Here is a 21,749-nt window from a genome sequence, read left to right on the forward strand (position 1 = left end):
AAAATCGCTGGCCGTGGTTTACTTCAGGTGGTAGCTGGTGTTTGCAACGCAGCCACTCATCAACCACCTGATTGATATGTTAATGCTTAAGTTGCGGCGTCAATAAATTCAGACAGATTGTAGAGTGTGATTAAAGTACCTAACTGTTCTGAAATACCGGTAATTTTCAGTGTCGCACCTTGTTGCTGAAGAAAGTGAAACAGTAATGCCAAGCCACTCGAGTCCACGCGTTGCAACTGTGACAGATCTAGGATGGTTTTACCGGCAAGTAAGGTTTGACGCTGTTGCCAAAGTGGTCGCAGTGTCTCGCGATCAAGTTCACCTTGCAAAAACAGTGTTTGTTGCTGCGAAAACCAACTGAGCTTTGTATTCATCAGTTTTTCAGATCCAGCGTAATCGGTTTTTTGGCTTCAGCTTTCAGCAATTCAGTTAAGCCATCAACACCTTTTTGGCGTAATGTGGGTGCCCATTCATTCTGTTTGGTATTGATCATGCTAATCCCTTCAGCAATCATATCATAGGCTTGCCAGTAACCGGTTTGGCTGTTCTTGCGCCACTGGAAATCCAGCCGTACTGGTGGTCTGCCGTTGTTATCGATGATAGTGACGCGGATGGTAACAATATTGGCATTGTTGAATGGTTGTTGGGCACCAATTTGATAAGTTTGCCCATGATACATCGCCAGTGCCTGACCGTAATTTTGCTCCAGGCAGTCCTGAAAGGCGGCGAAATAGGCTTCGCGTTGTGCCGGTGTCGCTTCTCGGTAATAACGACCAAGTACCAGGGCGCCGGCATATTTGACTTGAATAAACGGCACTAACTCTTCGTGTACGATAACGCGCAAGTAGTTGGGATCTTTTTTGATTTTATCCTGCTCATTTTTGAGTCGATTGAAAGTTTTTTCCGCTGCTTCTTGCATCAAACTATAGGGATTGGTTTGATCTGCTGCATTGACCAACGGTGCAACAAACAGAAAAACAACCAGTAGTAGACGGTTAAGCATGTCAGATTCCTCGGTTAATGAGACGATGTTGAGTCTACAGCATTGCTCGTTGAGCCGTTGCTGTTACTCGTTCCTTGTGATGTACGGTTCTGGCTATTGTTGCTGTAAAGAAATTGGCCAATCAAATCTTCAAGCACCATCGCTGATTTAGTGTCTTGTAGCGTGCTGCCCTGCTGCAGGAGTTGAGTGCCCATTTCTGGATCTTCAAAACCGATATTGAGTGCCAGATACTGCTCACCCAATAGCCCTGAGGTGCGGATTGCCAGTGAGCTAGTATCGGGAATACGGTTATATTTTGCATTGATATCGAGTGCAACGCGCGGTGTGTAATTTTGCCCATCAAGTGTGATTTCTGCTACTCGACCGACGACCACTCCACCAATTTTGACGGGTGAATTTGTTTTTAGACCACCAATATTGTCGAAATTAGCGTAGATACGGTAAGTGGCTTCACTACTAAGTGATTTAACATTAGCAACTTGCAGTGCGAGGAAAATTAGGGCGCACAGTGCGAGTAGCATAAATGCGCCAACCCAGATTTCACTTCTTTTCGTTTGCATTGTCTTAATTCCCAAACATCAGTGCAGTGAGCACAAAATCCAGCCCTAATACAGCCAGAGAGGAGTGAACCACCGTTCTTGTGGTTGCACGGCTAATCCCTTCAGAAGTGGGTATGGCGTCATAACCGTTAAAAAGTGCTAACCAAGTGACAGTGATAGCAAAAACCAGACTCTTGATCAGACAATTCAGTATGTCGTGACGCCATTCGACAGCGCCTTGCATTGCTGACCAGAAAAAACCGCTATCGATGCCTTTCCAGTCAATGCCAACTACTGAACCACCCCAGATGCCGACGGCGACAAAAATCATGGTTAACAGTGGCATGGTGATTAGACCAGCCCAAAAGCGTGGTGCTACGATGCGCCGAAGTGGATCAACCGCCATCATTTCTAGGCTGGAGAGTTGTTCTGTGGCTTTCATTAAACCGATCTCGGCGGTGAGTGCGGAGCCGGCACGACCGGCAAACAACAGCGCGGTGACGACCGGACCCAGTTCACGTAGCAAAGAGAGAGCTACCATCATGCCCAAACTGGCTTCTGCGCTGTAGGTGGTGAGTACCAAGTAGCCCTGCAGACCCAATACCATGCCGATAAACAGTCCTGAAACTGCAATGATGACCAGCGACTGTACTCCGACGAAATATAATTGCTTGATCAGTAACGGCCACTGACGACGCCATTCAGGTTTGCCGATCAGTGCATGAAACAACATTAGCCCTGCACGTCCAAATGAGGCTGAGATGTTGATACCATTGCGCCCCAACGCGGATAACATCTTTAGCAGCATGATATTATCTCCATGTTTTGGTGAGTAGTTCCTGCTGGTAATCACCGGCAGGAAAACGGAATGGTACAGGCCCATCCGCAACACCGTCCAAAAACTGGCGCACTCGGGCATCGCGGTTATTTTGTAGTTGACTCTTGGAACCTTCGGCAATAATACGATGTTCGGCAATGATATAGGCGTAGTCGGCAATGCTTAATACTTCCGGCACATCATGCGACACCACGATGCAGGTGATGCCTAAAGCGTGATTGAGTTCTGCGATTAACTTTACCAATATCCCCATTGTGATCGGATCTTGGCCGACGAAAGGTTCATCAAACATGATCATCTGTGGGTCTAGCGCAATTGCACGCGCCAACGCCGCGCGTCGTGCCATACCACCAGAGAGTTCACTCGGCATTAACTGTGCGGCACCACGCAGCCCAACGGCTTCCAGTTTCATCATCACCGTGGTGTGCAGCAGTTGCTCCGGTAAATAGCCATGTTCGCGCAGCGGCATCGCTACGTTTTCATAGACGTTAAGATCGGTAAATAGCGCACCAGATTGAAACAACATGCTCATTTTTTTGCGTGCTTGATAGAGCTGATGCCGAGATAGCGCGGCAATATTGTCACCATCGAACCAGATTTCGCCAGAATTTGGGCGCAGTTGGCCACCAATTAGGCGCAATAATGTCGTTTTACCAATTCCAGATGGCCCCATAATTGCCGTGATTTTGCCACGCGGAACATTCAGATTGATATCTTCAAATATCTGTCGATTACCACGTGAGAAATTCATAGCACGAATTTCGACCAGATTTTCTCGTTCTGAAAGCAGGTTTGATCCTGCCGTCTCATAGAGTGTTGTCACGGTATAGCCTATTGTTATTTATGCATCCTGTAATGTGAAACGGCTATGGCTACCCGTGCCATTCACCTTGCTTGATGTCGGTTGGACGAGCCAGCCGTGGACATCTCTGTTATCACATTGTTTAGCTAAATGGGTAAAGCCGATTGGTTGCGCTAAAGCCAAGTGCTTTGGATATATACAAAAAATATCTGGGCATTGCAAAAAAAACTACGCAATGTTACTAAATTTTACTATTGATGTGTAGGTTTAAGGTTAAAAAGTGTATGTTTTTTAATCATGGCTAACAGTCCAGCTTATTACTGCATCATTATTGTGGTGTTAGTCACGCTGCTGATGCTCGGTAACGAGGCGCTAAAGCAACAATATTGTAGTATTGAATCAAACTAGCGGAATACTTTTTAATAAGAGGCTGCCAGAAGATGTTTCTTTCAATCGTGTTGCTCATTGTCGGGTTGTTACTGCTTCTGTATGCAGCCGACCGGTTGGTGTACGGTGCAGCGGTGATGAGCCGATCATTTGGCATCTCGCCGTTGATCATCGGGATGACTATTGTTGGTGTGGGTACTTCATTGCCTGAGTTGGTGGTTTCGCTAACTGCAGCGATTCATGGGCAACGGGACATGGCGGTAGGCAATGTGTTGGGATCGAACATCACCAATATCTTATTAATATTAGCCAGCTCAGCGTTAATTCGCCCGTTAGTGATACATTCCCAGTTGGTTCGGCGTGAACTGCCGCTACTGCTGGTGGTCACAATATTGTGCGGTCTGATATTGATCGATAGTGTCCTCAGTCGCACGGATGCCGTGTTGCTGCTGTTGGCAGGCGCAGGTTTTATGTTGCTGATGGTTAGGGTAGTTAAACAGGTTCAGCATAATGGCCGTGATAGCTTGACGACTGAACAACTGGCTGAGTTGCCACAACCAGGGCGGCGCAGTGTGGCGATACTTTGGCTGTTATTGGGCTGCCTCATTTTGCCGTTTGCTTCTAAAATGCTGATCGACAATGCCAGTGTCCTTGCACACCATTTTGGCATCAGTGAGTTGGTGATTGCCCTTACGCTGCTTGCAGCGGGAAATAGTTTGCCGGAGCTGGCAACCGCAATTGCCGGAGCGATCAAAGGCGAACAGGACATGGTGGTGGGCAATGTTATTGGCTCAAATGTGTTTAATTTATTAATAATATTGCCATTTTCTGCTTTTTTGTCACCAGGGGTAATTGATCCGGCAGTTTTTCAGCGCGACTTCTGGGTTATGCTTGCGGCAACTGGTGTGTTGGTGCTGTTGTGTGGCTATTGGCAACATCGTATCAGTCATCTGGCGGCAGCTCTGTTATTATGTGCTTTTATTGCGTATCTTGTGGCGCTGTTTTTTAACCCTTTCAGTCTGTTGAGCTGAGCAGCGAGAGTGAATATGTCATCGAGTCAACTGGTACCGGGCTTTGATTTCCAGCAAGCCGGTCAACAAGTGCTAAGAATTGAGCAGGCTGGGCTTAGCCAGCTTGAGCAGTACATCAATGCCGATTTCGTGCGTGCTTGCCAGGCAATAATCGCCTGCAGTGGCAAAGTGGTGGTGATGGGGATGGGAAAATCGGGCCATATTGGTTGCAAAATTGCAGCGACTTTAGCCAGTACCGGCACACCATCATTTTTTGTTCATCCTGCCGAGGCGAGCCACGGTGATTTGGGTATGATTGCGCGACAGGATATCGTGTTGGCAATCTCCAATTCCGGGGAGTCGAGCGAGATCATGGCGCTGATACCTGTGTTGAAGCGCCAGCAGAATCTGTTGATCTGCATGACCAATAACCCACAAAGCTCGATGGGTAAGGCAGCGGATATACACTTATGTATTAAAGTCGATCAAGAGGCTTGTCCGTTGGGGTTAGCGCCCACAGCCAGTACCACTGCAACGCTAGTCATGGGCGATGCGTTGGCAGTCGCTTTACTCAAAGCACGCGGTTTTACTGCTGAAGACTTTGCGCTTTCTCATCCTGGCGGTGCATTAGGGCGTCGGCTTTTACTGCATGTCAGTGATATTATGCACACCGGTGAAGCGATCCCTTGTGTTGGTAGCGAAGCTTCTCTGCGCGATGCATTGTTAGAGATCAGCCGTAAGAAACTCGGTATGACCGCGATCTGTGATGCACAGATGAAGATTGTTGGCATCTTTACCGATGGTGATTTGCGTCGGGTGTTTGATATGGGCATCGATCTGAATCATGCCAAAATTGCTGATATCATGACGTTGGGCGGGATCCGTGTACGCCCGAATATGTTAGCAGTTGAGGCGCTTAACTTAATGCAGCAGCGTCATATTACGGCAGTATTGGTTGCTGAAGGTGAGCAGTTGCTGGGTGTGGTACATATGCATGACATGCTGCGCGCTGGTGTTGTCTAATAAAAGGGTAACTGAGGATGAATTTGATAGAGACCTGCTATGGGCCGATTGCTGAAGATGTGATGGTTCGGGCAGGTGCGATCCGTCTGATGATTTGTGATGTTGATGGCGTGCTATCGGACGGTTTGATCTATATGGGCAATCACGGTGAAGAGCTAAAGGCCTTCAATGTACGTGATGGTTATGGTATCCGTTGTTTAAAAACATCCGGCATCGAGGTTGCTATCATTACCGGTCGTTCAGCCAAGCTGCTTGAAGACCGCGCTAATACTTTGGGGATAACCCATCTCTATCAAGGTCAATCTGACAAACTTCTGGCCTTTCACGCGTTGTTGGATACACTCGGCTTGCAGGCGGAACAGGTTGCTTACATTGGCGATGATCTGATTGATTGGCCGGTGATGGCTAAGGTTGGACTGGCTGTCGCAGTGGCTGATGCTCACCCGTTGCTGTTGCAGCGTAGCCACTATGTCACAACGATTGCCGGAGGGCGTGGTGCAGTGCGGGAATTGTGTGATTTGATCCTTCTGGCGCAGAACAAGTTTGATAATGCCATTGGGCTATCGATATGAGTAGAAGTAGGCTTTACATCATTGTGCTACTGGCATTAGTTGCCTTAGTGTTGATTGGTGTGAATTTAACCGAGACGGAACAGAGTGATCCACTGCTGGTGGTTAATGAACAGCCGCCAACCTATCAGAGCCGAGATGTGGTAACGCTGATTTATGATCCCACCGGCAAGTTAAGTTATCAGTTGGTTGCGGAACAGGCAAAGCACTATACCGAAGAGGAACTGAATTGGTTTGTAAAGCCGGTAGTGACGCTGTTTGATGAGCGGGCAGTGGCTACCTGGTCGGCGCGTGCTAATAGCGCTAAGTTGACCAAAGAGCGTATGCTGTACTTGTATGGTGATGTTGAGGTGAAGAGTCTGACGCCTATGTCACAACTGGAACGGATCAAAACAGATAATGCTCAGATTAATTTGGTCACGCAAGATGTCTCTTCTGATGATCGCGTGACTCTGTTTGGCACTAACTTTACCACGACGGGCATGAGGCTACGTGGCAATCTGCGGGATAGAACCGCTGAGTTACTTGATAAGGTTGAGAGCAGTTATGAAATTCGTAAGTAGAAATCCGTTGTCTCATCTGTTGATCTCAGCATTAGTTTTAACGGCGAGTATGCCGGTTCTGGCGTTGAAATCTGACTCGAACCAACCAGTAAATATTCACTCATTAAAGCAGTCACTCGACATGCAGCGTAATGTCAGCATCTTTACTGATGAGGTGGTGATCAAGCAGGGAACGATTGAGATCAAAGCAGACAGAGTGGTAGTAACACGTCCAGATGGTGATCAAGCCAAGACCTATATTGAGGCTTTTGGTAGCCCAGTGACGTTCTACCAGATGCAGGATAATGGTAAGCCGGTGAAAGGCCAGGCGCAAAAAGTGCGTTATGATGTCTCGACACAACTTGTCACATTGACTGGAAAAGCGTATTTGGAACAGCTTGATAGCAATGTGAAGGGCGACCGTATTACCTATCTGGTACAACAGCAGCAGATGCAGGCGTTCAGTGATAAAGGTGGACGTGTCAGCACAGTATTGGTTCCGGCGCAACTGCAAGAAAAAAACACCAGTAAAAAGAGCAAGTAATCATCTATGGCAACACTTATTGCAGAAAATCTGGCCAAAGCTTACAAAGGGCGGCGCGTTGTTGAAGATGTCAGCCTGAAAGTGGAGTCAGGTGAAATTGTTGGGCTGCTGGGGCCGAATGGTGCCGGTAAAACCACCACTTTTTATATGGTGGTCGGCATTGTGCCGCGTGATGCTGGGCGGATTGTGATTGATGATGAAGACATCAGCCTATTACCACTCCATGCCCGAGCGCGTAGAGGAATTGGTTATCTGCCGCAAGAGGCCTCCATTTTTCGTCGTTTGAGTGTTTATGACAACTTAATGGCGGTGTTGCAAATCCGCCCCGATCTGACGCGTGAACAGCGCGATGATCGCGCTTTGGAATTGATGGAAGAGTTTCATATTTCTCATTTGCGAAACAGTTTAGGGCAAGCGCTCTCCGGTGGAGAACGGCGTCGGGTAGAGATTGCGCGTGCGTTGGCGGCAAACCCGAAATTTATTTTGTTGGATGAACCTTTCGCTGGGGTTGATCCCATTTCGATTATTGATATTAAGAAAATTATAGAGCACTTGCGCGATAGCGGCCTGGGGGTGCTAATCACTGATCACAATGTGCGCGAAACGCTCGATGTTTGTGGGCGAGCTTATATTGTTAACCAGGGTAAGCTGATTGCACATGGTACACCGGATGCGATTTTGGCTGATGAACAGGTGAAACGTGTCTATCTTGGCGATCAGTTCCGCCTTTAAGTTGCCGCGCTTTGCTCACTGTCAGAGCACTAACGGATGTAGAAAAAGATTATGAAGCAAGGTTTGCAACTCAAACTCAGTCAACAGTTAGCAATGACACCACAACTGCAACAGGCAATCCGTCTGCTGCAATTGTCTACACTGGAGTTACAGCAGGAGATCCAGCAAGCACTAGAGAACAATCCGCTGCTTGAGCAGGCAGAAGAGCAGCATGAAGAGATTGCTGCCCCGGCAGTCAGTAGCACCGAGGGATTAGACACTCGCGAGGCTATGGAGCAGACAGAGATGCCGAAAGAGCTTCCGCTCGATACGACTTGGGAGGAGTTCTATACCGCAGGCAGTCCAGTTGGTGGCAGTTATGACTATAGTGATGATGAATTACCGGTTTATCAGGGGGAAACGGTCCAGACACTACAGGATTACCTGATGTGGCAAGTAGATCTCACCCCCTTCTCTGATACCGATAACGCGATTGCGACCGCTATAGTCGATGCTGTTGATCATACCGGTTACCTTACTGTCACCCTAGAGGAGATCTTAGAGAGTCTCGGTGATGAACAGGTGACGCTTGATGAGGTTGAGGCAGTACTAAAACGGGTACAGTGTTTTGATCCAATTGGTGTTGCCGCGCGTGATTTACGTGAGTGCCTGCTAATCCAGCTTGCACAGTATGCCAAAGAAACTCCCCACCTGACTGAGGCACGGTTAATCGTTAGTGACCATCTGAAATCATTGGCGATCCACGATTTTCGTAGTTTAATGCGTAAAACCCAGTTAAAAGAGGAGACGCTAAAAGAAGTCATGGCGTTGATCCAGTCACTTGATCCCCGCCCAGGGCAATCCATCAATACCAGCGAATCAGAGTATGTGATCCCAGATGTGCTGGTGCGTAAAGTGAAAGACAAATGGCAAGTGGAACTCAATGCGGATAGCGTCCCTCGCCTCAGGATCAACCAGCAGTATGCTGCCTTGGGGCGCCATCTGCGTAATGATGCGGATGGTCAATTTATTCGAACTCATCTGCAAGAAGCGAAATGGTTGATCAAAAGTGTTGAGAGCCGCAATGAAACCTTGCTCAAGGTCGCTCGTTGTATTCTTGAGCAGCAGGAGGCATTTTTTGAACATGGCGCTGAGTTCATGAAGCCTTTGGTCTTGGCAGATGTTGCTCAGGCCGTAGAGATGCACGAATCGACGATCTCGCGCGTGACAACGCAGAAATTTTTGCACAGTCCGCGCGGTATTTTCGAGTTAAAATATTTCTTCTCAAGCCATGTGAGTACTGAGAGTGGAGGTGAAGCCTCTTCGACGGCGATCCGGGCATTGGTGAAGAAATTAATTGCGGCGGAAAATCCCGCCAAACCGCTTAGCGATAGCAAACTGGCTACCCTGCTTGCCGGACAGGGGATCATGGTAGCTCGGCGTACTGTCGCTAAGTATCGAGAGTCTTTATCCATCCCACCGTCTAGCCAGCGCAAGCAGTTGGTTTGACCTCTAGAGAGAAGGAAGACAGTATGCAGCTTAATATTACCGGGCACCACATTGAGATTACTGAGCCACTGCGCGAGTTTGTCACCAACAAATTTGCCAAGTTGGAGCAGTATTTTGACCGTATTAACCAGGTCTACGTGGTGTTAAGTGTGGAAAAAGTGCAGCACATTGCCGAAGCGACCCTGCATGTCAATGGTGGCGAATTACATGCTACTTCGGAGCAGGAGGACATGTACGCGGCAATTGACTGTCTGATAGACAAACTCGCACGTCAATTGAACAAATATAAAGACAAACTCAAGCAGCACTAATAGTACTAACCAGCCAGCCGCGATAGCCCGAGTTATTGGCTTGTTGTGGCTGGCTGTGGGCTATTTAGTTATGCTGACAAACCATCAGGGTCGAACAGGCTAAAAACCGCGCTCTGTTGAGTGGCCTGACATGTGCAGGCACACGACTACCAGGGTGGCAGAAACGGTTTTAAGTGAAAATGAGATGAACAACGAAATAATGCAATTAAGTGCCGTACTCACCCTCACATGTACCAAAAGTTCGGTACATGCCAACAGCAAAAAACGCGCCTTGGAAATCATCAGTGAACTGGCAGCCAATCAGTTGGGCGTGTCATCGCAAATCGTTTTTGATGCTGTTCTCTCGCGTGAACGCATGGGCAGTACAGGTATCGGTAATGGTATCGCTATTCCTCATGGCAAATTGGACGATGAGGCCACCCAAGCAGTTGGGGTATTTATTCGTCTGGAGCAGCCTATTGCGTTTGATGCAGTAGATAATCAACCTGTTGATTTACTTTTTGCATTGCTAGTACCGGCAGAACAATGTAAAACTCATCTACATACATTGTCATTAATTGCAAAGAAATTGGAAGATAAAACAGTATGTCGCCGTTTACGTACTGCACAGACTGATGAAGAGTTGTATCAAATCATCACGGAGTAGTTATTCAGGCTAAATGCGAAGCTGTTTTTTAACCATTCGATTGATCGATTAACATTGAGCTATTATCGCGGCTGATCGGACTGATTAACAATGTGAATGTCTATTCAAGTGCCGCGTTAATTCTTATTCGATCAACAGAATGAAACAGTTGTATAGCCAGTGTGTCATTAATCAAATTACACTTCGTGCTTATCTTGGCAGGTGAGTGCGGATTTCTGGCACAGCCCACAGGCAGCATCAACAGCAAAAAATAGATGGGATAGATTCTGATTTATGTAGGTGCCCAAATAGCTATCGATAATTAAGGTTATTGAAATACCAAGAGGAATTGCTAGATGGTACTGATGATTGTCAGTGGTCGTTCCGGTTCCGGAAAGTCGATCGCTCTACGAGCATTGGAAGATATGGGTTTTTATTGTGTAGATAATCTCCCAGTGGTGTTACTGCCTCAGCTTGCTCAAACTTTGGCCGCACGTAATAGTTCTGCTGCGGTGAGTATTGATGTGCGTAACATGCCTGAATCACCCGAAATATTCGAAAATGTCATGAATCAGTTGCCAGACAGTTTTTCACCACAATTACTGTTTCTGGATGCCGATCGTAATACCCTTATTCGTCGTTACAGTGATACGCGTCGGTTACATCCTCTCTCGAGCAAGAATTTGTCGTTGGAAAAGGCGATTGACGAAGAGAATGAATTGCTGGAGCCGCTGCGTTCGCGAGCAGATTTGATCATTGATACTGCGGAAATGTCGGTGCATGAACTGGCAGAAATGTTGCGTGCCCGTCTATTAGGCAAACGTGAACGCGAATTGACCATGGTGTTTGAGTCTTTTGGTTTTAAACACGGTATACCAATAGATGCGGATTATGTATTTGATGTGCGTTTTCTCCCTAATCCACATTGGGATCCCAAATTACGCCCGATGACCGGATTGGACAGGCCGGTATCCGCTTTTCTCGATCGCCACACCGAAGTGCATAATTTTATTTATCAAACACGTAGTTATCTTGAGCAGTGGTTGCCGATGCTTGAGATGAATAACCGTAGCTATTTGACTGTGGCTGTTGGCTGTACCGGCGGTAAGCACCGTTCAGTGTATGTGGCTGAGCAATTGGCTGGTTACTTTCGTGCACGCGGTAAAAATGTACAGTCACGTCATCGAACCCTGGAAAAACGCAAACCGTGACCGTACGGCAGAGGGTAAGTATCAACAATAAGTTAGGTATGCACACGCGCCCGGCGATAAAGTTGTTTGAGTTAGTGCAGAATTTTGATGCCCATGTGCTGCTAAGAAATGAGAGTGGAATGGAAGCTGAAGCAGATAGTGTGATCGCACTATTAATGCTCGATTCTGCACAGGGTGGGGAGTTGGAAATCATTGCCACTGGTTCTGAAGAGCAACAAGCGTTGGCTGCGGCGATTGCATTGTTCAACGCTGGCTTTAACGAAGATTAATTTGTAATCCGTTTAGTTGTGATTTTGCCGCTTGATCCTGTCGGCAACTGTTATCAGTCAAAATATCAAACCAAATTTTATACCACTGGGGCAGGTGAGAAGCTGCTCGTGGTGGATTTAGAGCTACCCCAGTAGGTGTCATTGGCGCTGGCAGTCTGGATGCTGAATGGTGCGTAGAAACTGCAGCGTATATCCCGTAATGCGAGCATTTTAGCGTATTGTTCAGCAACAGCATGTCAACCAAGGTGGCCTTAATCGGGTTGGCTATTGGCCCATAACCGCAAGTAATAAGGATATAAATATGAGGTTTAGACAATGAACCGACACCCGCTATTGACTCAATCGACATTGACCGCTTTGGCCGCTCTGCTTTCATCGAGCGTATCTGCCTCCGGTTTTCAGCTCAATGAATTTTCAGCCATAGGGCTAGGTCGCGCCTACTCGGGGGAGAGTGCTATTGCCGATAGTGCAGCATCAGGTAGCCGTAATCCTGCCAGTATGACACGATTTACCCGTCCAGCTTTCTCTGCGGGGATCGTGTTTATCGATCCCACTATTGATATTCGAGGCACCTCACCCAGCGGTAAAAGTTTGGATGCTTCCGATATCGCACCCAGTGCGTTGGTGCCGAATTTGCACTATCTTCATCCGCTGGATCCACAATGGACGGTCGGGGGTTCAATCACCAGTAATTTTGGTTTATCGACTGAGTTTAGTCCCCAATATCCAGCAGGCCCGTATGCAGGGAAGACTAAACTGACCACGGTCAATTTTAACCTCAGCACGGCTTATCGTCTTAATCAGCAGTTCAGTGTCGGGCTTGGTGTTAATGCGGTTAACGCTGATGCAACTCTGGAGCGCTATATCGGTGAAAATGGTGCGGCACTCAACATGCCAGTCGATACTCAGATCTCGCGCTTAAAAGGCAACGATTGGGGCTATGGCTGGAATGCTGGGGTTTTGTATGAGCTTGATGACAATAATCGTTACGGCTTGAGCTACCGTTCAGCGATTACGATAACCTTCAATGGCGACTATAGCAGCCAGTTGCCTTCAGCACTTAACCCAGCACGACCGGTCACTGGGTTACCGTTAGCGACGGATGGCAAAGTTGTGCCCGGAACACTGGATCTTAACCTGCCTGATATGTGGGAAGTCTCCGGTTATAACAGGGTGTCGGCACAATGGGCAATGCACTACAGTATGGCATATAACCGCTGGAGCCATTTTGAGGAGTTACGGGCCACTGGCAAAGATGGCAATGTCCAGTTTTTAAAGTATAAAGGCTATCGTGATGCTTACAACCTTGCATTGGGCGGGAGCTATTATCACGATGAATCCTGGACGTTCCGTACGGGTATTACATTTGATCAGAACCCTGTTCCAGTGAAGAACCGTTCGATCTCAATTCCTGACCAGAACCGTATTTGGCTAAGTGCGGGCATGAGCTACGCTTTCAACCCATCGGCATCGCTTGATGTCGGTATTACCTATATGCATGGGCAATCAGTGACGATCAAAGAGGGACCTTACCACTTTGATTCAACAGGGAAGGCTTGGCTATACGGTGCAGGTTTTAACTATCAATTTTGATCTCATGTGCTAATTGGTGATGCTCCAGCCAAACGATGACGGCCTATGATTCGACGTCGTCTGTTGGCTGGGTATTTTGCCAGTAGGGTGTGATTGACATAAAAAATCCCGATAATAACAAAATAATATCCACCAATTGTCGTTGTTGTGTACAGCGCTTTGCTGGAAGGGGCGATAGTTAAGTTTGTCTGCTGGCATTTGAGATTATCTGCATAGTTACTCATCGATTGTACTGGCATAATTGCTGGCAATAGTGACAGAAGATGAAGAGGGCTAGTATGGATTATGAATTTCTGCGTGACATCGATGGTCAGGTGCTTGCTCGTTTTTCCATGGGGCATGAGGTGATCGGGTATTGGCTCAATGAAGAAGTAAAAGGTGATCTTAGACTGCTTGACACTATTGAGGCCAATATTGGCCGCCTTTCGGGCAATCAGCAGTGGCAGTGGGAAGGGCATGAGTACAGTTTGTTGCTGGATAGAGAAGAAGTGATGATCCGAGCCAATCAGTTAGCTTTTAGTAGTGAAGAGTTAGCTGAGGGGATGAGTTACTACGATGAGGAGAGTCTCTCCTTCTGCGGCCTGGAAGATTTTCAGCTAGTACTGCGGGTTTATCGTCGTTTTATCCTTGACGGCATGTCAAACGGTGATTAACTGGCGACTGTTGGCACCTGCCTGACGCGTTATCGCAGACAGTGATGATGTGGAAAGATGGCACAAACCAAGATGCTACACTGCCCGATTTTGCAGCCGCTTAGCTGTTGTCCTGTTTGTGGCTGTAGCGGGGCAACAGCCAGCGTTATGGATGTTGATAATGCTGCGGCTTGTAATCTATCTCGCTGTAGCGAGCGCTGCCTTATAGTGCTTACGGCACACCGAGATGTAGCTTTCATTGCCACCAATCACAACCTGCTCACCTGAATGCATCACATTGCCATCATTTCCCAGACGCAGCACCATATTGGCCTTACGTCCACAGTGACAAATCGTTTTCAGTTCAACTAACTTATCCGCCCAAGCTAACAGGTAGTGGCTCCCGGTAAATAATTCGCCCAAAAAATCGGTACGTAATCCATAACAGAGAACGGGTATAGCTAATTTATCAACCACATTACACAGTTCTTCTACCTGTTTTTTAGTTAAAAACTGGCTCTCATCAACCAATACGCAGTGTACCGGTTGCTGCTGATGTTGTTGCTCAATGACGGTGAATAACGTAGTGGCATCATTATAGAGTAATGCAGGCGACGACAGCCCAATGCGTGAGCTGACTTTACCGGCACCGAAGCGATCATCCAGTTCGGCGGTGAATACCAAAGTACGCATTCCCCGCTCCTGATAATTGTATGAAGATTGTAACAGCGCTGTCGATTTCCCAGCATTCATCGTTGAATAATAAAAATAAAGTTGAGCCATCAGGCTGCCACTCCAGTAGGTAATATATGACATTCTCAGAAAAACAGTAGCGCCGGCAGTATATACTGAAAGCGCTTCTTGGCACATGCTTTGCGTCATTCAACATTGAACAATGTTGCCGTGAGAGCTATGTTACATGCTGGCGATATCTCGACGATGTTTACATGTCATTCACCTTTCGTCTCCTTTCTGTTTTATGGCTATCTGTAAATGGTATAAACAGATTCTTGCATCTTGATAAGATGTGGCATACCAAACAACCTATCGTTAATCTAACGCAATAAAAGAAGAAAAATCGCTTGGTGCTCGTTAGCAAACACTAGAAACATTATTCATAATATATGTTGGCGACGGAAATTATATCCATCGGGCTGGTGACATTAACTGTAAATAGGTTAAGCATATTTTTCTCACCAAGCGCGATGTGGAGATAACAATTTCAGCCATTACTAGCCTATGGTGACCGAGTTTATTGGCAGCTATCAATTTGACGGTTGCAGAAAAGAAAATAACGCTCTATTATTACCTCATGCCCCCACAAAAATAATTTGAGACTATGACAATGAGTGAAGCCTTAAAGATTTTAAACAACATCCGTACTCTACGCGCTCAAGCTAGAGAGTGTAGCTTGGAAACTCTGGAAGAAATGCTTGAGAAGCTGGAAGTTGTTGTAAGCGAACGTCGTGAAGAAGAAAGTAAATTTCAGGCTGAAGTTGAAGAGCGTACCCGCAAGTTGCAGCAATATCGTGAGATGCTGTTGGCTGACGGTATTGATCCTAATGAGTTGGTGCTTGGTGCTCCTGCCAGTAAGAGTGCCCCGAAGACAAAGCGTCCGGCACGCCCAGCTAAATATCAATATCAAGAGGAAGACGGTCAGATTAAGACCTGGACAGGTCAAGGGCGTACCCCATCTGTCATTAAAAAGGCAATGGAGCAAGACGGGAAATCCTTGGATGATTTCTTGCTGTAATGTCTCCGCGTTAATGACAAAAAAGGCTTCTAAAGGGAGCCTTTTTTATTATATCTCAACTACATTTACCCTCTTGAAAGTCGGATTTTTTACTTCGCTATCAAGAAAAAAGACGTGAATTTTCATCTATCCTTGTTGTAAGCCATCACGGAGTAATTCGAGATGTGTATTGCTCGTAGTCAGTGTTTTATTTAAGTAAAGGTTAATGGTGATTAATATTTTGTATCTTTTTATTGCTGCATCTAAATAGAGCCGGTAAAAGTTACTCAATTACATAGTGGGTAAACGGTATCTAGCTGGCGAGTATGCGAGCAGCAAGTTACTTACAGAAAAAAGCATAACTATTTTGAGGGGTGAGCAGTAATCAGACAATTGTAATAATGCAGAGCGTTAGTTATCTACTGTGATATCAATCGAAAATATTATTTTATCAACCATTATCGTAATTAGCAGTAGAGCAATGTTACTCAACTTGCCCCTGCTAGAGAGGCAAGCTAACTATATTTTGCAACAAATTTTTAGCAAATTGAGTACGCTGTTATACAATTAGATCACCGGTTTGATCGATGCTCCACGACCAATACCATAGTAGGTAAAACCGCGTGCGCGCAAACGTTCCGGATCAAACAGATTGCGCCCATCAAAAATCACTGGTTGCAGTAGTAACTGTTTTAACAGTGAGAAATCCGGGGCGCGGAAATTTTGCCATTCAGTGCAGATAATCAGTGCATCTGCACCTTGTAACGCTGCCTCTTGGGTTCCCATCAGCTTCAGATCAGCACGTTGGCCATAGATGCGTTGTGCTTCGCTCATGGCAACAGGATCGTAAGCTTGAATGGTGACACCGGCTTGCCAGAGTGTTTCCATCAATACCCGACTGGGGGCTTCACGCATATCGTCAGTATTAGGTTTAAATGCCAACCCCCATAGAGCAAAGGTTTTCCCTTTCACATCATCAGCAAAATGTTCAAATATCAGTTGGCTGAGTTTGCTTTTCTGCTGGGTGTTGATCTGTTCTACCGCTTGCAGTAGCTGAGGTTGATAACCAACACGTTCAGCTGTTTTGATCAGCGCTTGTACATCTTTGGGAAAACAGGAACCACCATAACCACAGCCGGGATAGATAAAATGGTAGCCAATACGTGAATCAGAACCGATCCCTTGGCGCACTTTTTCTATATCGGCGCCTAGCAATTCAGCAAGATTAGCGATTTCATTCATAAAGCTGATCTTGGTGGCTAACATGCAGTTTGCGGCATATTTAGTCAATTCAGCGCTGCGGATATCCATCAGGATCATACGATCATGATTGCGGTTGAACGGTTCATACAGTTCACGCAGCGGTTCAATAGCGCGTGGATTATCGCTACCAATCACTATCCGCTCAGGGCGCATGCAGTCAGTGACGGCAGCCCCTTCTTTCAAAAACTCCGGGTTTGATATCACATCGAATGCGAGCGTTTGGCCACGTTGCTTTAGTACCTGATTGATAGCATCACGTACTTTATCTGCCGTGCCAACTGGGACTGTTGATTTATCGACCACGATTTTATATTCGTCCATGTATTCAGCGATAGTACGTGCCACGGTAACAACATATTTGATATCCGCCGAACCATCTTCATCTGGAGGTGTACCGACAGCAATAAACTGGATCGTGCCGTGCGATACGCCAAGTTGGGCATCGGTGGTAAAGCGTAAGCGACCCACTTCATGATTACGCTGTACCAGCGGTGCTAGGCCAGGCTCAAAAATTGGGATATTGCCCGCTTCGAGCTGTTCGACCTTATTCGCATCAACATCAACACAGATGACATCATGCCCTACCTCAGCTAACACTGCGGCTTGTACTAAGCCGACATAACCAATGCCGAAAACTGTTACTTTCATTGAAAAGTCCTACAACCTGTATTAAGTGAAAAGGTGTTGTAATGCTATTTGTTAATTAAGGAGGGGGAGGATGATAATTTCATCCTCCTAAAAACAATCAGTTAGTCTGTTAATTGGAATTTAGCATCAGACGCAATTGCCCGCCATTGCCCCATACTTGACATTGCCATGTTTGGCAGTGCTGGCTGATTTGGTTGGTATAAGTGGAATCAGTGGTGCCTAAGGGAACACCGCTACTGAGTCGAATTTGGTTACCATCCACATTAAGGTTAGAGTGTAATCCTGCTGATACCAAGATAAGATTTTGCTGCTCGGCATGATAGTAGCCAACCAGCAACGGGAATTGTCCATTCAGCTTACCTTGTTGCAATAGCTGGTTGAGCTGTTTTAATAATGTTGTCATTTTGGGTAAACAGTTTTGCTGTTCAAACAGATGTGCCCGCAACAATCCATTAAACAACGCTCTTAATAACAGCGCAGCCATAACACCATTTTTACCTGCACGTGTAACATCCAAGCAGTAAAAAGCCAGATCTTTATCGGATAAGGCGGCAATGTCGAGTACTAGGCCGGGATTTTCGTTGGTTGTTAATTGCCGATAATTAACACGACAACCGGCGATAGTTTGTTGTACTGGTGGTTGTAGTTGTCGCAAGAGCTTGGCTGCCTCAGAAGGATTTTCACTGAGTGCATCCCAATCGTCGGCTAACTCAGCCTGATCCATCGCGGGTGAACTGAACATATCGGGGTAGAGGCAGCCCAAAATAGCCTCACGCAAGCGACTAAAATCAGTCAGCGGTTTCAGTAGCACATCCTGTACTCCCAGACGTAGTACTTTATCAATATCAGCCATTTTATTGGTTGCTGAAACCACTAACACGGGTATCTGTATGCCTTGTAAACGTAACTGTTCGATCAGTTCAATGCCAGTCATTTTGGGCATTGAGAGATCACACAGAATCAAATCTGGAGTCACGGTCTCGATGGTACGTAGTGCTATTAACCCATTGGCGGCTTCGTTGGTTTTGGCTCCCTGCGATTCGAGATAATTGACCAGCACAGAACGAAAAGCCTGTTCATCTTCAACGACCAAAATACGCTTGTTTACAAGTGGTAATTCCATCAGCCAAGCTCCTTCCCCTTTGATGTTGTCAATAGTGGCTCAAATGGGTAACTTGTGCTGGCTGTTGTCACAACCACGAAAAACTCCCCAATGAGCCGGTAGTTATTATTATAAATAACAGGGAATTATCTTCGTTTGTTGGCTGTCGCATCAAGGCCAGCATAAGCCACAAGATAAAACCCTATGATCAGCATTGACAGGTACCACACCTGCCAAAACAGATAGAAGTAAGCTACGGTAACGTGCGGCTAAGTGGCCACATAAGAGACTTTACCGTACAATGTCAAAAGATCGGCAATCAACAATCATTCATTCTGTATCAAGCTAAGATGATTCTTGTATAATCACCCTTTCCCTTATTTCACGACTGTGCCTAAACACTTTGACCAGTAACCGACTTGAATGGCAATCACTGTTGCCTGCCACCGAGCCTTACCAGGCTATTTTTGACTCTGCTGCGCAGCTAGCACCAGCGGATTTTTCTGCTATCCAGCCACGCTTGGACAACGCGCTAAGGTTATTTCTCCATTCGGCATCGCAAACCCGCTTCATGTTGCTAATGGCCGAAGAAAACAGAGAATCCCTTGCGTTGATTGCTGATGTTGTTCAACCGTTACACCGACCGCTTGCCGGCAAGAGTTACGATTATGTCATTAAAGATCACAGCATCACGCTACAAACGGCAACCAATGGTAATGAACCTTTTGCGGCGACCGGCAGTTGCATCTTCCGTGAATGGGTTGAGTCTGAACAACTGTTCGGTTGTCTCAGAAACTATAACAATAGAATTATCTTGCAACCTGGCCTAGTACATCAGGCCAACGGCGGTGTGTTGATCCTATCAGTGCGTTGCTTATTAGCACAACCAATAATGTGGTTGCGTTTAAAACAGATGATAACCCAAGGCCAATTTGATTGGCTGGCGCCGAATGAAGAGCACCCACTTTGCCTTAGCGTTCCGTCAATGCCGCTTGATCTGAGACTGATTGTTGTCGGTGATCGTCACGGTTTGGCTGATTTGTATGATATTGAACCTGAACTGGCGGGACAAGCACTGTATGGTGAATTTGAAGATCAGTTGGCAATCGAGCAGCCCGAGGATATGTCACTTTGGTGTAGCTATGTTAATGCGATCATCGCACGACGAAAGTTGCCATTGCTGGCTGTAGATGCCTGGCCTCGCTTGGTGATTGAGGCGGTACGCTATTCAGGAGATCAGTACAGTTTACCGCTTTCACCACTTTGGTTAGGCCAACAGCTTGCTGAAGCCAGTTTATACTCATCCAATGGCATGATGAGTGCCGAAACGCTAAATACGGCATTCGAGACGCGCCAATGGCGTGAGAGTTATTTGGCTGAACGGATGCAGAGTGAAATTGAGCATGGGCAACTATTGATTGAGACTGAAGGGGATGTTGTCGGTCAGATCAATGGGTTATCGGTACTTGAGTATCCTGGTCATCCGCGTGGTATTGGTGAGCCTTCTCGTATTAGCTGTGTTGTTCATCTGGGTGACGGGGAAATCACCGACGTTGAACGCAAGGTTGAGCTGGGTGGTAGTCTCCATGCTAAGGGGATGATGATCATGGAAGCTTTTCTGGTTGCTGAATTGGCGCTGGAACAACAGTTGCCTTTTTCTGCTTCAATGGTATTTGAACAATCGTATGGTGAGGTGGATGGTGATAGCGCCTCTCTAGCGGAACTCTGTGCACTCATCAGTGCATTGTCGCAACAACCGATCACTCAGCAGATCGCAGTCACTGGCTCAGTAGATCAATTTGGTCGAGTGCAATCGATCGGCGGAGTGAATGAGAAAATTGAAGGTTTCTTTGACGTTTGCTTGCGTCGCGGTTTGACCGGTAAACAAGGGGTTATCCTGCCGTTGACGAATGTCCGTCATCTCTGTCTGCGCGCTGATCTGGTTGCAGCTGTGCGAGAAGGGCTGTTCCATCTGTGGGCAGTGGATAGCGTGGAACAAGCGTTACCACTATTAACCGGCTATCCCTATAGTGATGAACAACAGCCCAATTTGCTGTTGGCTATTCAAGAGCGCATTGCACAAGTGAATTCACAAGAGCGCCGTCAGTGGCCTTGGCCACTGCGTTGGCTCAACCGGTTTACACATAATTGAATTGGACTTACTCAGCTTACATCTGTAAGCTCATCCGTCTCCCTTGATCATTACAAATAAGGCTTACTAAGAATATGGTAGATAAACGCAACTCCTATACGAAAGAAGACCTCGAAGCATCTGGACGTAGTGAACTGTTTGGCGCTGGTGGGCCGCCATTACCAGCAGGGAACATGTTAATGATGGATCGTGTGGTTAAGATCAGTGACGTGGGCGGTAGTTACGATAAAGGTTACATTGAAGCAGAATTGGATATTCATCCTGATCTGTGGTTCTTTGGTTGCCATTTTATTGGTGATCCGGTGATGCCAGGGTGTTTAGGTTTGGATGCGATGTGGCAGTTGGTCGGTTTCTACCTCGGTTGGCTTGGTGGTGAAGGTAAAGGGCGTGCGCTTGGTGTCGGCGAGGTGAAGTTTTCCGGTCAGATATTACCAACAGCGAAGAAAGTGGTTTACCGTATCAATTTCAAGCGTGTGATCACGCGTAAGTTGATCATGGGTGTGGCTGATGGTGAAGTATTGGTGGATGGTAAACTGATTTATACCGCAACGGATCTGAAGGTAGGGTTGTTTAAGGATGCAGCATCATTCTGATCGCATGGTATCTGGACAGCACTGTCATGGTGTGTGAGTTGCCAGCAGTCATGCTATTTGAAGTACGACAACGGTGGTTTATCGGCATGGATAAGGCGCGGTGAGAAGAGATGGGACTATCTTGGGCAGCAGTGAAGCCGT

Annotated in this window: 24 protein-coding genes; 16 read left to right on the plus strand and 8 right to left on the minus strand. The window is 46.7% G+C overall.

Annotated features, from left to right (window positions below; translation table 11 throughout):
• Nucleotides 1-86 precede the first annotated feature (86 nt).
• Genes mlaB through mlaF form a run of 5 tightly spaced genes read right to left on the minus strand, consistent with a single transcriptional unit; the run spans nucleotide 87 to nucleotide 3,170 of the window.
• Nucleotides 87-374 carry a lipid asymmetry maintenance protein MlaB gene (gene mlaB, locus EOJ37_RS03245; RefSeq protein ID WP_127957756.1) on the minus strand — a complete coding sequence of 96 codons (288 nt, stop codon included), beginning with the start codon at nucleotides 372-374 and terminating at the stop codon, nucleotides 87-89.
• The gene (gene mlaC, locus EOJ37_RS03250; protein ID WP_127957759.1) at nucleotides 374-1,003 is read right to left on the minus strand and encodes a phospholipid-binding protein MlaC; all 630 of its coding nucleotides are present in this window, start codon (nucleotides 1,001-1,003) and stop codon (nucleotides 374-376) included. The genes mlaB and mlaC overlap by 1 nt, the downstream gene beginning before the upstream one ends.
• Nucleotides 1,004-1,017: 14 nt before the next feature.
• Nucleotides 1,018-1,563 (minus strand): outer membrane lipid asymmetry maintenance protein MlaD, encoded by a 546-nt coding sequence (gene mlaD, locus EOJ37_RS03255; RefSeq protein ID WP_127957762.1) that lies wholly within the window; start codon nucleotides 1,561-1,563, stop codon nucleotides 1,018-1,020.
• 4 nt (nucleotides 1,564-1,567) lie between these two features.
• Nucleotides 1,568-2,350, minus strand: coding sequence for a lipid asymmetry maintenance ABC transporter permease subunit MlaE (gene mlaE / locus EOJ37_RS03260; protein WP_127957764.1), 783 nt, complete (start codon nucleotides 2,348-2,350; stop codon nucleotides 1,568-1,570).
• Nucleotides 2,351-2,354: 4 nt separating this feature from the next.
• Nucleotides 2,355-3,170: a phospholipid ABC transporter ATP-binding protein MlaF gene (gene mlaF / locus EOJ37_RS03265; RefSeq protein WP_127957947.1), complete on the minus strand. Its 816-nt coding sequence runs from the start codon at nucleotides 3,168-3,170 to the stop codon at nucleotides 2,355-2,357.
• A gap of 452 nt (nucleotides 3,171-3,622) precedes the next feature.
• On the opposite strand from mlaF, the gene EOJ37_RS03270 reads away from it, so the two are divergent.
• The 13 genes from EOJ37_RS03270 to EOJ37_RS03330 all read left to right on the plus strand — a co-directional run bounded on the left by EOJ37_RS03270 (nucleotide 3,623) and on the right by EOJ37_RS03330 (nucleotide 14,139).
• Nucleotides 3,623-4,600 carry a calcium/sodium antiporter gene (locus EOJ37_RS03270; protein WP_127957766.1) on the plus strand — a complete coding sequence of 326 codons (978 nt, stop codon included), beginning with the start codon at nucleotides 3,623-3,625 and terminating at the stop codon, nucleotides 4,598-4,600.
• 15 nt (nucleotides 4,601-4,615) lie between these two features.
• Nucleotides 4,616-5,602 carry an arabinose-5-phosphate isomerase KdsD gene (gene kdsD / locus EOJ37_RS03275; protein ID WP_127957768.1) on the plus strand — a complete coding sequence of 329 codons (987 nt, stop codon included), beginning with the start codon at nucleotides 4,616-4,618 and terminating at the stop codon, nucleotides 5,600-5,602.
• Between the two features lie 17 nt (nucleotides 5,603-5,619).
• On the plus strand, nucleotides 5,620-6,174 hold the full coding sequence (gene kdsC, locus EOJ37_RS03280) for a 3-deoxy-manno-octulosonate-8-phosphatase KdsC (RefSeq protein ID WP_127957770.1): 555 nt from the start codon (nucleotides 5,620-5,622) through the stop codon (nucleotides 6,172-6,174).
• On the plus strand, nucleotides 6,171-6,734 hold the full coding sequence (gene lptC / locus EOJ37_RS03285; RefSeq protein ID WP_127957772.1) for an LPS export ABC transporter periplasmic protein LptC: 564 nt from the start codon (nucleotides 6,171-6,173) through the stop codon (nucleotides 6,732-6,734). The genes kdsC and lptC overlap by 4 nt, the downstream gene beginning before the upstream one ends.
• Nucleotides 6,718-7,257 carry a lipopolysaccharide ABC transporter substrate-binding protein LptA gene (gene lptA, locus EOJ37_RS03290; protein WP_127957774.1) on the plus strand — a complete coding sequence of 180 codons (540 nt, stop codon included), beginning with the start codon at nucleotides 6,718-6,720 and terminating at the stop codon, nucleotides 7,255-7,257. The genes lptC and lptA overlap by 17 nt, the downstream gene beginning before the upstream one ends.
• A 6-nt stretch (nucleotides 7,258-7,263) precedes the next feature.
• Nucleotides 7,264-7,989: an LPS export ABC transporter ATP-binding protein gene (gene lptB, locus EOJ37_RS03295; protein ID WP_127957776.1), complete on the plus strand. Its 726-nt coding sequence runs from the start codon at nucleotides 7,264-7,266 to the stop codon at nucleotides 7,987-7,989.
• A gap of 51 nt (nucleotides 7,990-8,040) precedes the next feature.
• Nucleotides 8,041-9,477 carry an RNA polymerase factor sigma-54 gene (rpoN, locus tag EOJ37_RS03300; RefSeq protein ID WP_127957778.1) on the plus strand — a complete coding sequence of 479 codons (1,437 nt, stop codon included), beginning with the start codon at nucleotides 8,041-8,043 and terminating at the stop codon, nucleotides 9,475-9,477.
• Between the two features lie 23 nt (nucleotides 9,478-9,500).
• A complete protein-coding gene (hpf, locus tag EOJ37_RS03305) occupies nucleotides 9,501-9,788 on the plus strand; it encodes a ribosome hibernation promoting factor (RefSeq protein WP_127957780.1) in 288 nt (95 codons plus the stop codon).
• Between the two features lie 184 nt (nucleotides 9,789-9,972).
• Nucleotides 9,973-10,434 (plus strand): PTS IIA-like nitrogen regulatory protein PtsN, encoded by a 462-nt coding sequence (gene ptsN / locus EOJ37_RS03310; protein WP_206194015.1) that lies wholly within the window; start codon nucleotides 9,973-9,975, stop codon nucleotides 10,432-10,434.
• A 335-nt stretch (nucleotides 10,435-10,769) separates the two neighbouring features.
• Entirely contained in the window at nucleotides 10,770-11,624 is an 855-nt protein-coding gene (gene rapZ / locus EOJ37_RS03315) for an RNase adapter RapZ (protein ID WP_127957782.1), read from the plus strand.
• Entirely contained in the window at nucleotides 11,621-11,893 is a 273-nt protein-coding gene (npr, locus tag EOJ37_RS03320; RefSeq protein ID WP_127957784.1) for a PTS phosphocarrier protein NPr, read from the plus strand. Before rapZ ends, npr begins: the two co-directional genes overlap by 4 nt.
• Before the next feature lie 315 nt (nucleotides 11,894-12,208).
• A complete protein-coding gene (gene fadL, locus EOJ37_RS03325) occupies nucleotides 12,209-13,486 on the plus strand; it encodes a long-chain fatty acid transporter FadL (protein WP_127957786.1) in 1,278 nt (425 codons plus the stop codon).
• A 278-nt stretch (nucleotides 13,487-13,764) separates the two neighbouring features.
• Nucleotides 13,765-14,139 (plus strand): YacL family protein, encoded by a 375-nt coding sequence (locus EOJ37_RS03330; protein ID WP_127957788.1) that lies wholly within the window; start codon nucleotides 13,765-13,767, stop codon nucleotides 14,137-14,139.
• A gap of 177 nt (nucleotides 14,140-14,316) precedes the next feature.
• Here the strand turns inward: EOJ37_RS03330 and EOJ37_RS03335 are convergent, their stop codons facing one another.
• Complete coding sequence (locus EOJ37_RS03335; RefSeq protein WP_127957790.1) at nucleotides 14,317-14,901, minus strand: thymidine kinase; 585 nt, start codon at nucleotides 14,899-14,901, stop codon at nucleotides 14,317-14,319.
• A gap of 562 nt (nucleotides 14,902-15,463) precedes the next feature.
• Between EOJ37_RS03335 and hns the strand changes: the two genes are divergently transcribed.
• A complete protein-coding gene (hns, locus tag EOJ37_RS03340; protein ID WP_127957792.1) occupies nucleotides 15,464-15,871 on the plus strand; it encodes a histone-like nucleoid-structuring protein H-NS in 408 nt (135 codons plus the stop codon).
• Between the two features lie 546 nt (nucleotides 15,872-16,417).
• On the opposite strand, the gene EOJ37_RS03345 is transcribed toward hns, so the two are convergent.
• Nucleotides 16,418-17,761 (minus strand): UDP-glucose dehydrogenase family protein, encoded by a 1,344-nt coding sequence (locus tag EOJ37_RS03345; RefSeq protein WP_127957794.1) that lies wholly within the window; start codon nucleotides 17,759-17,761, stop codon nucleotides 16,418-16,420.
• A gap of 109 nt (nucleotides 17,762-17,870) precedes the next feature.
• Nucleotides 17,871-18,884 carry a two-component system response regulator RssB gene (rssB, locus tag EOJ37_RS03350; protein ID WP_127957796.1) on the minus strand — a complete coding sequence of 338 codons (1,014 nt, stop codon included), beginning with the start codon at nucleotides 18,882-18,884 and terminating at the stop codon, nucleotides 17,871-17,873.
• Between the two features lie 382 nt (nucleotides 18,885-19,266).
• Between rssB and EOJ37_RS03355 the strand changes: the two genes are divergently transcribed.
• Entirely contained in the window at nucleotides 19,267-21,015 is a 1,749-nt protein-coding gene (locus EOJ37_RS03355) for an AAA family ATPase (protein WP_127957798.1), read from the plus strand.
• Nucleotides 21,016-21,089: 74 nt separating this feature from the next.
• Nucleotides 21,090-21,608 (plus strand): bifunctional 3-hydroxydecanoyl-ACP dehydratase/trans-2-decenoyl-ACP isomerase, encoded by a 519-nt coding sequence (gene fabA, locus EOJ37_RS03360; RefSeq protein WP_127957800.1) that lies wholly within the window; start codon nucleotides 21,090-21,092, stop codon nucleotides 21,606-21,608.
• Nucleotides 21,609-21,749: the final 141 nt, after the last annotated feature.

Origin of the sequence: Serratia microhaemolytica, assembly GCF_004011885.1 — a bacterium.
Classification (GTDB): domain Bacteria; phylum Pseudomonadota; class Gammaproteobacteria; order Enterobacterales; family Enterobacteriaceae; genus Serratia_G; species Serratia_G microhaemolytica.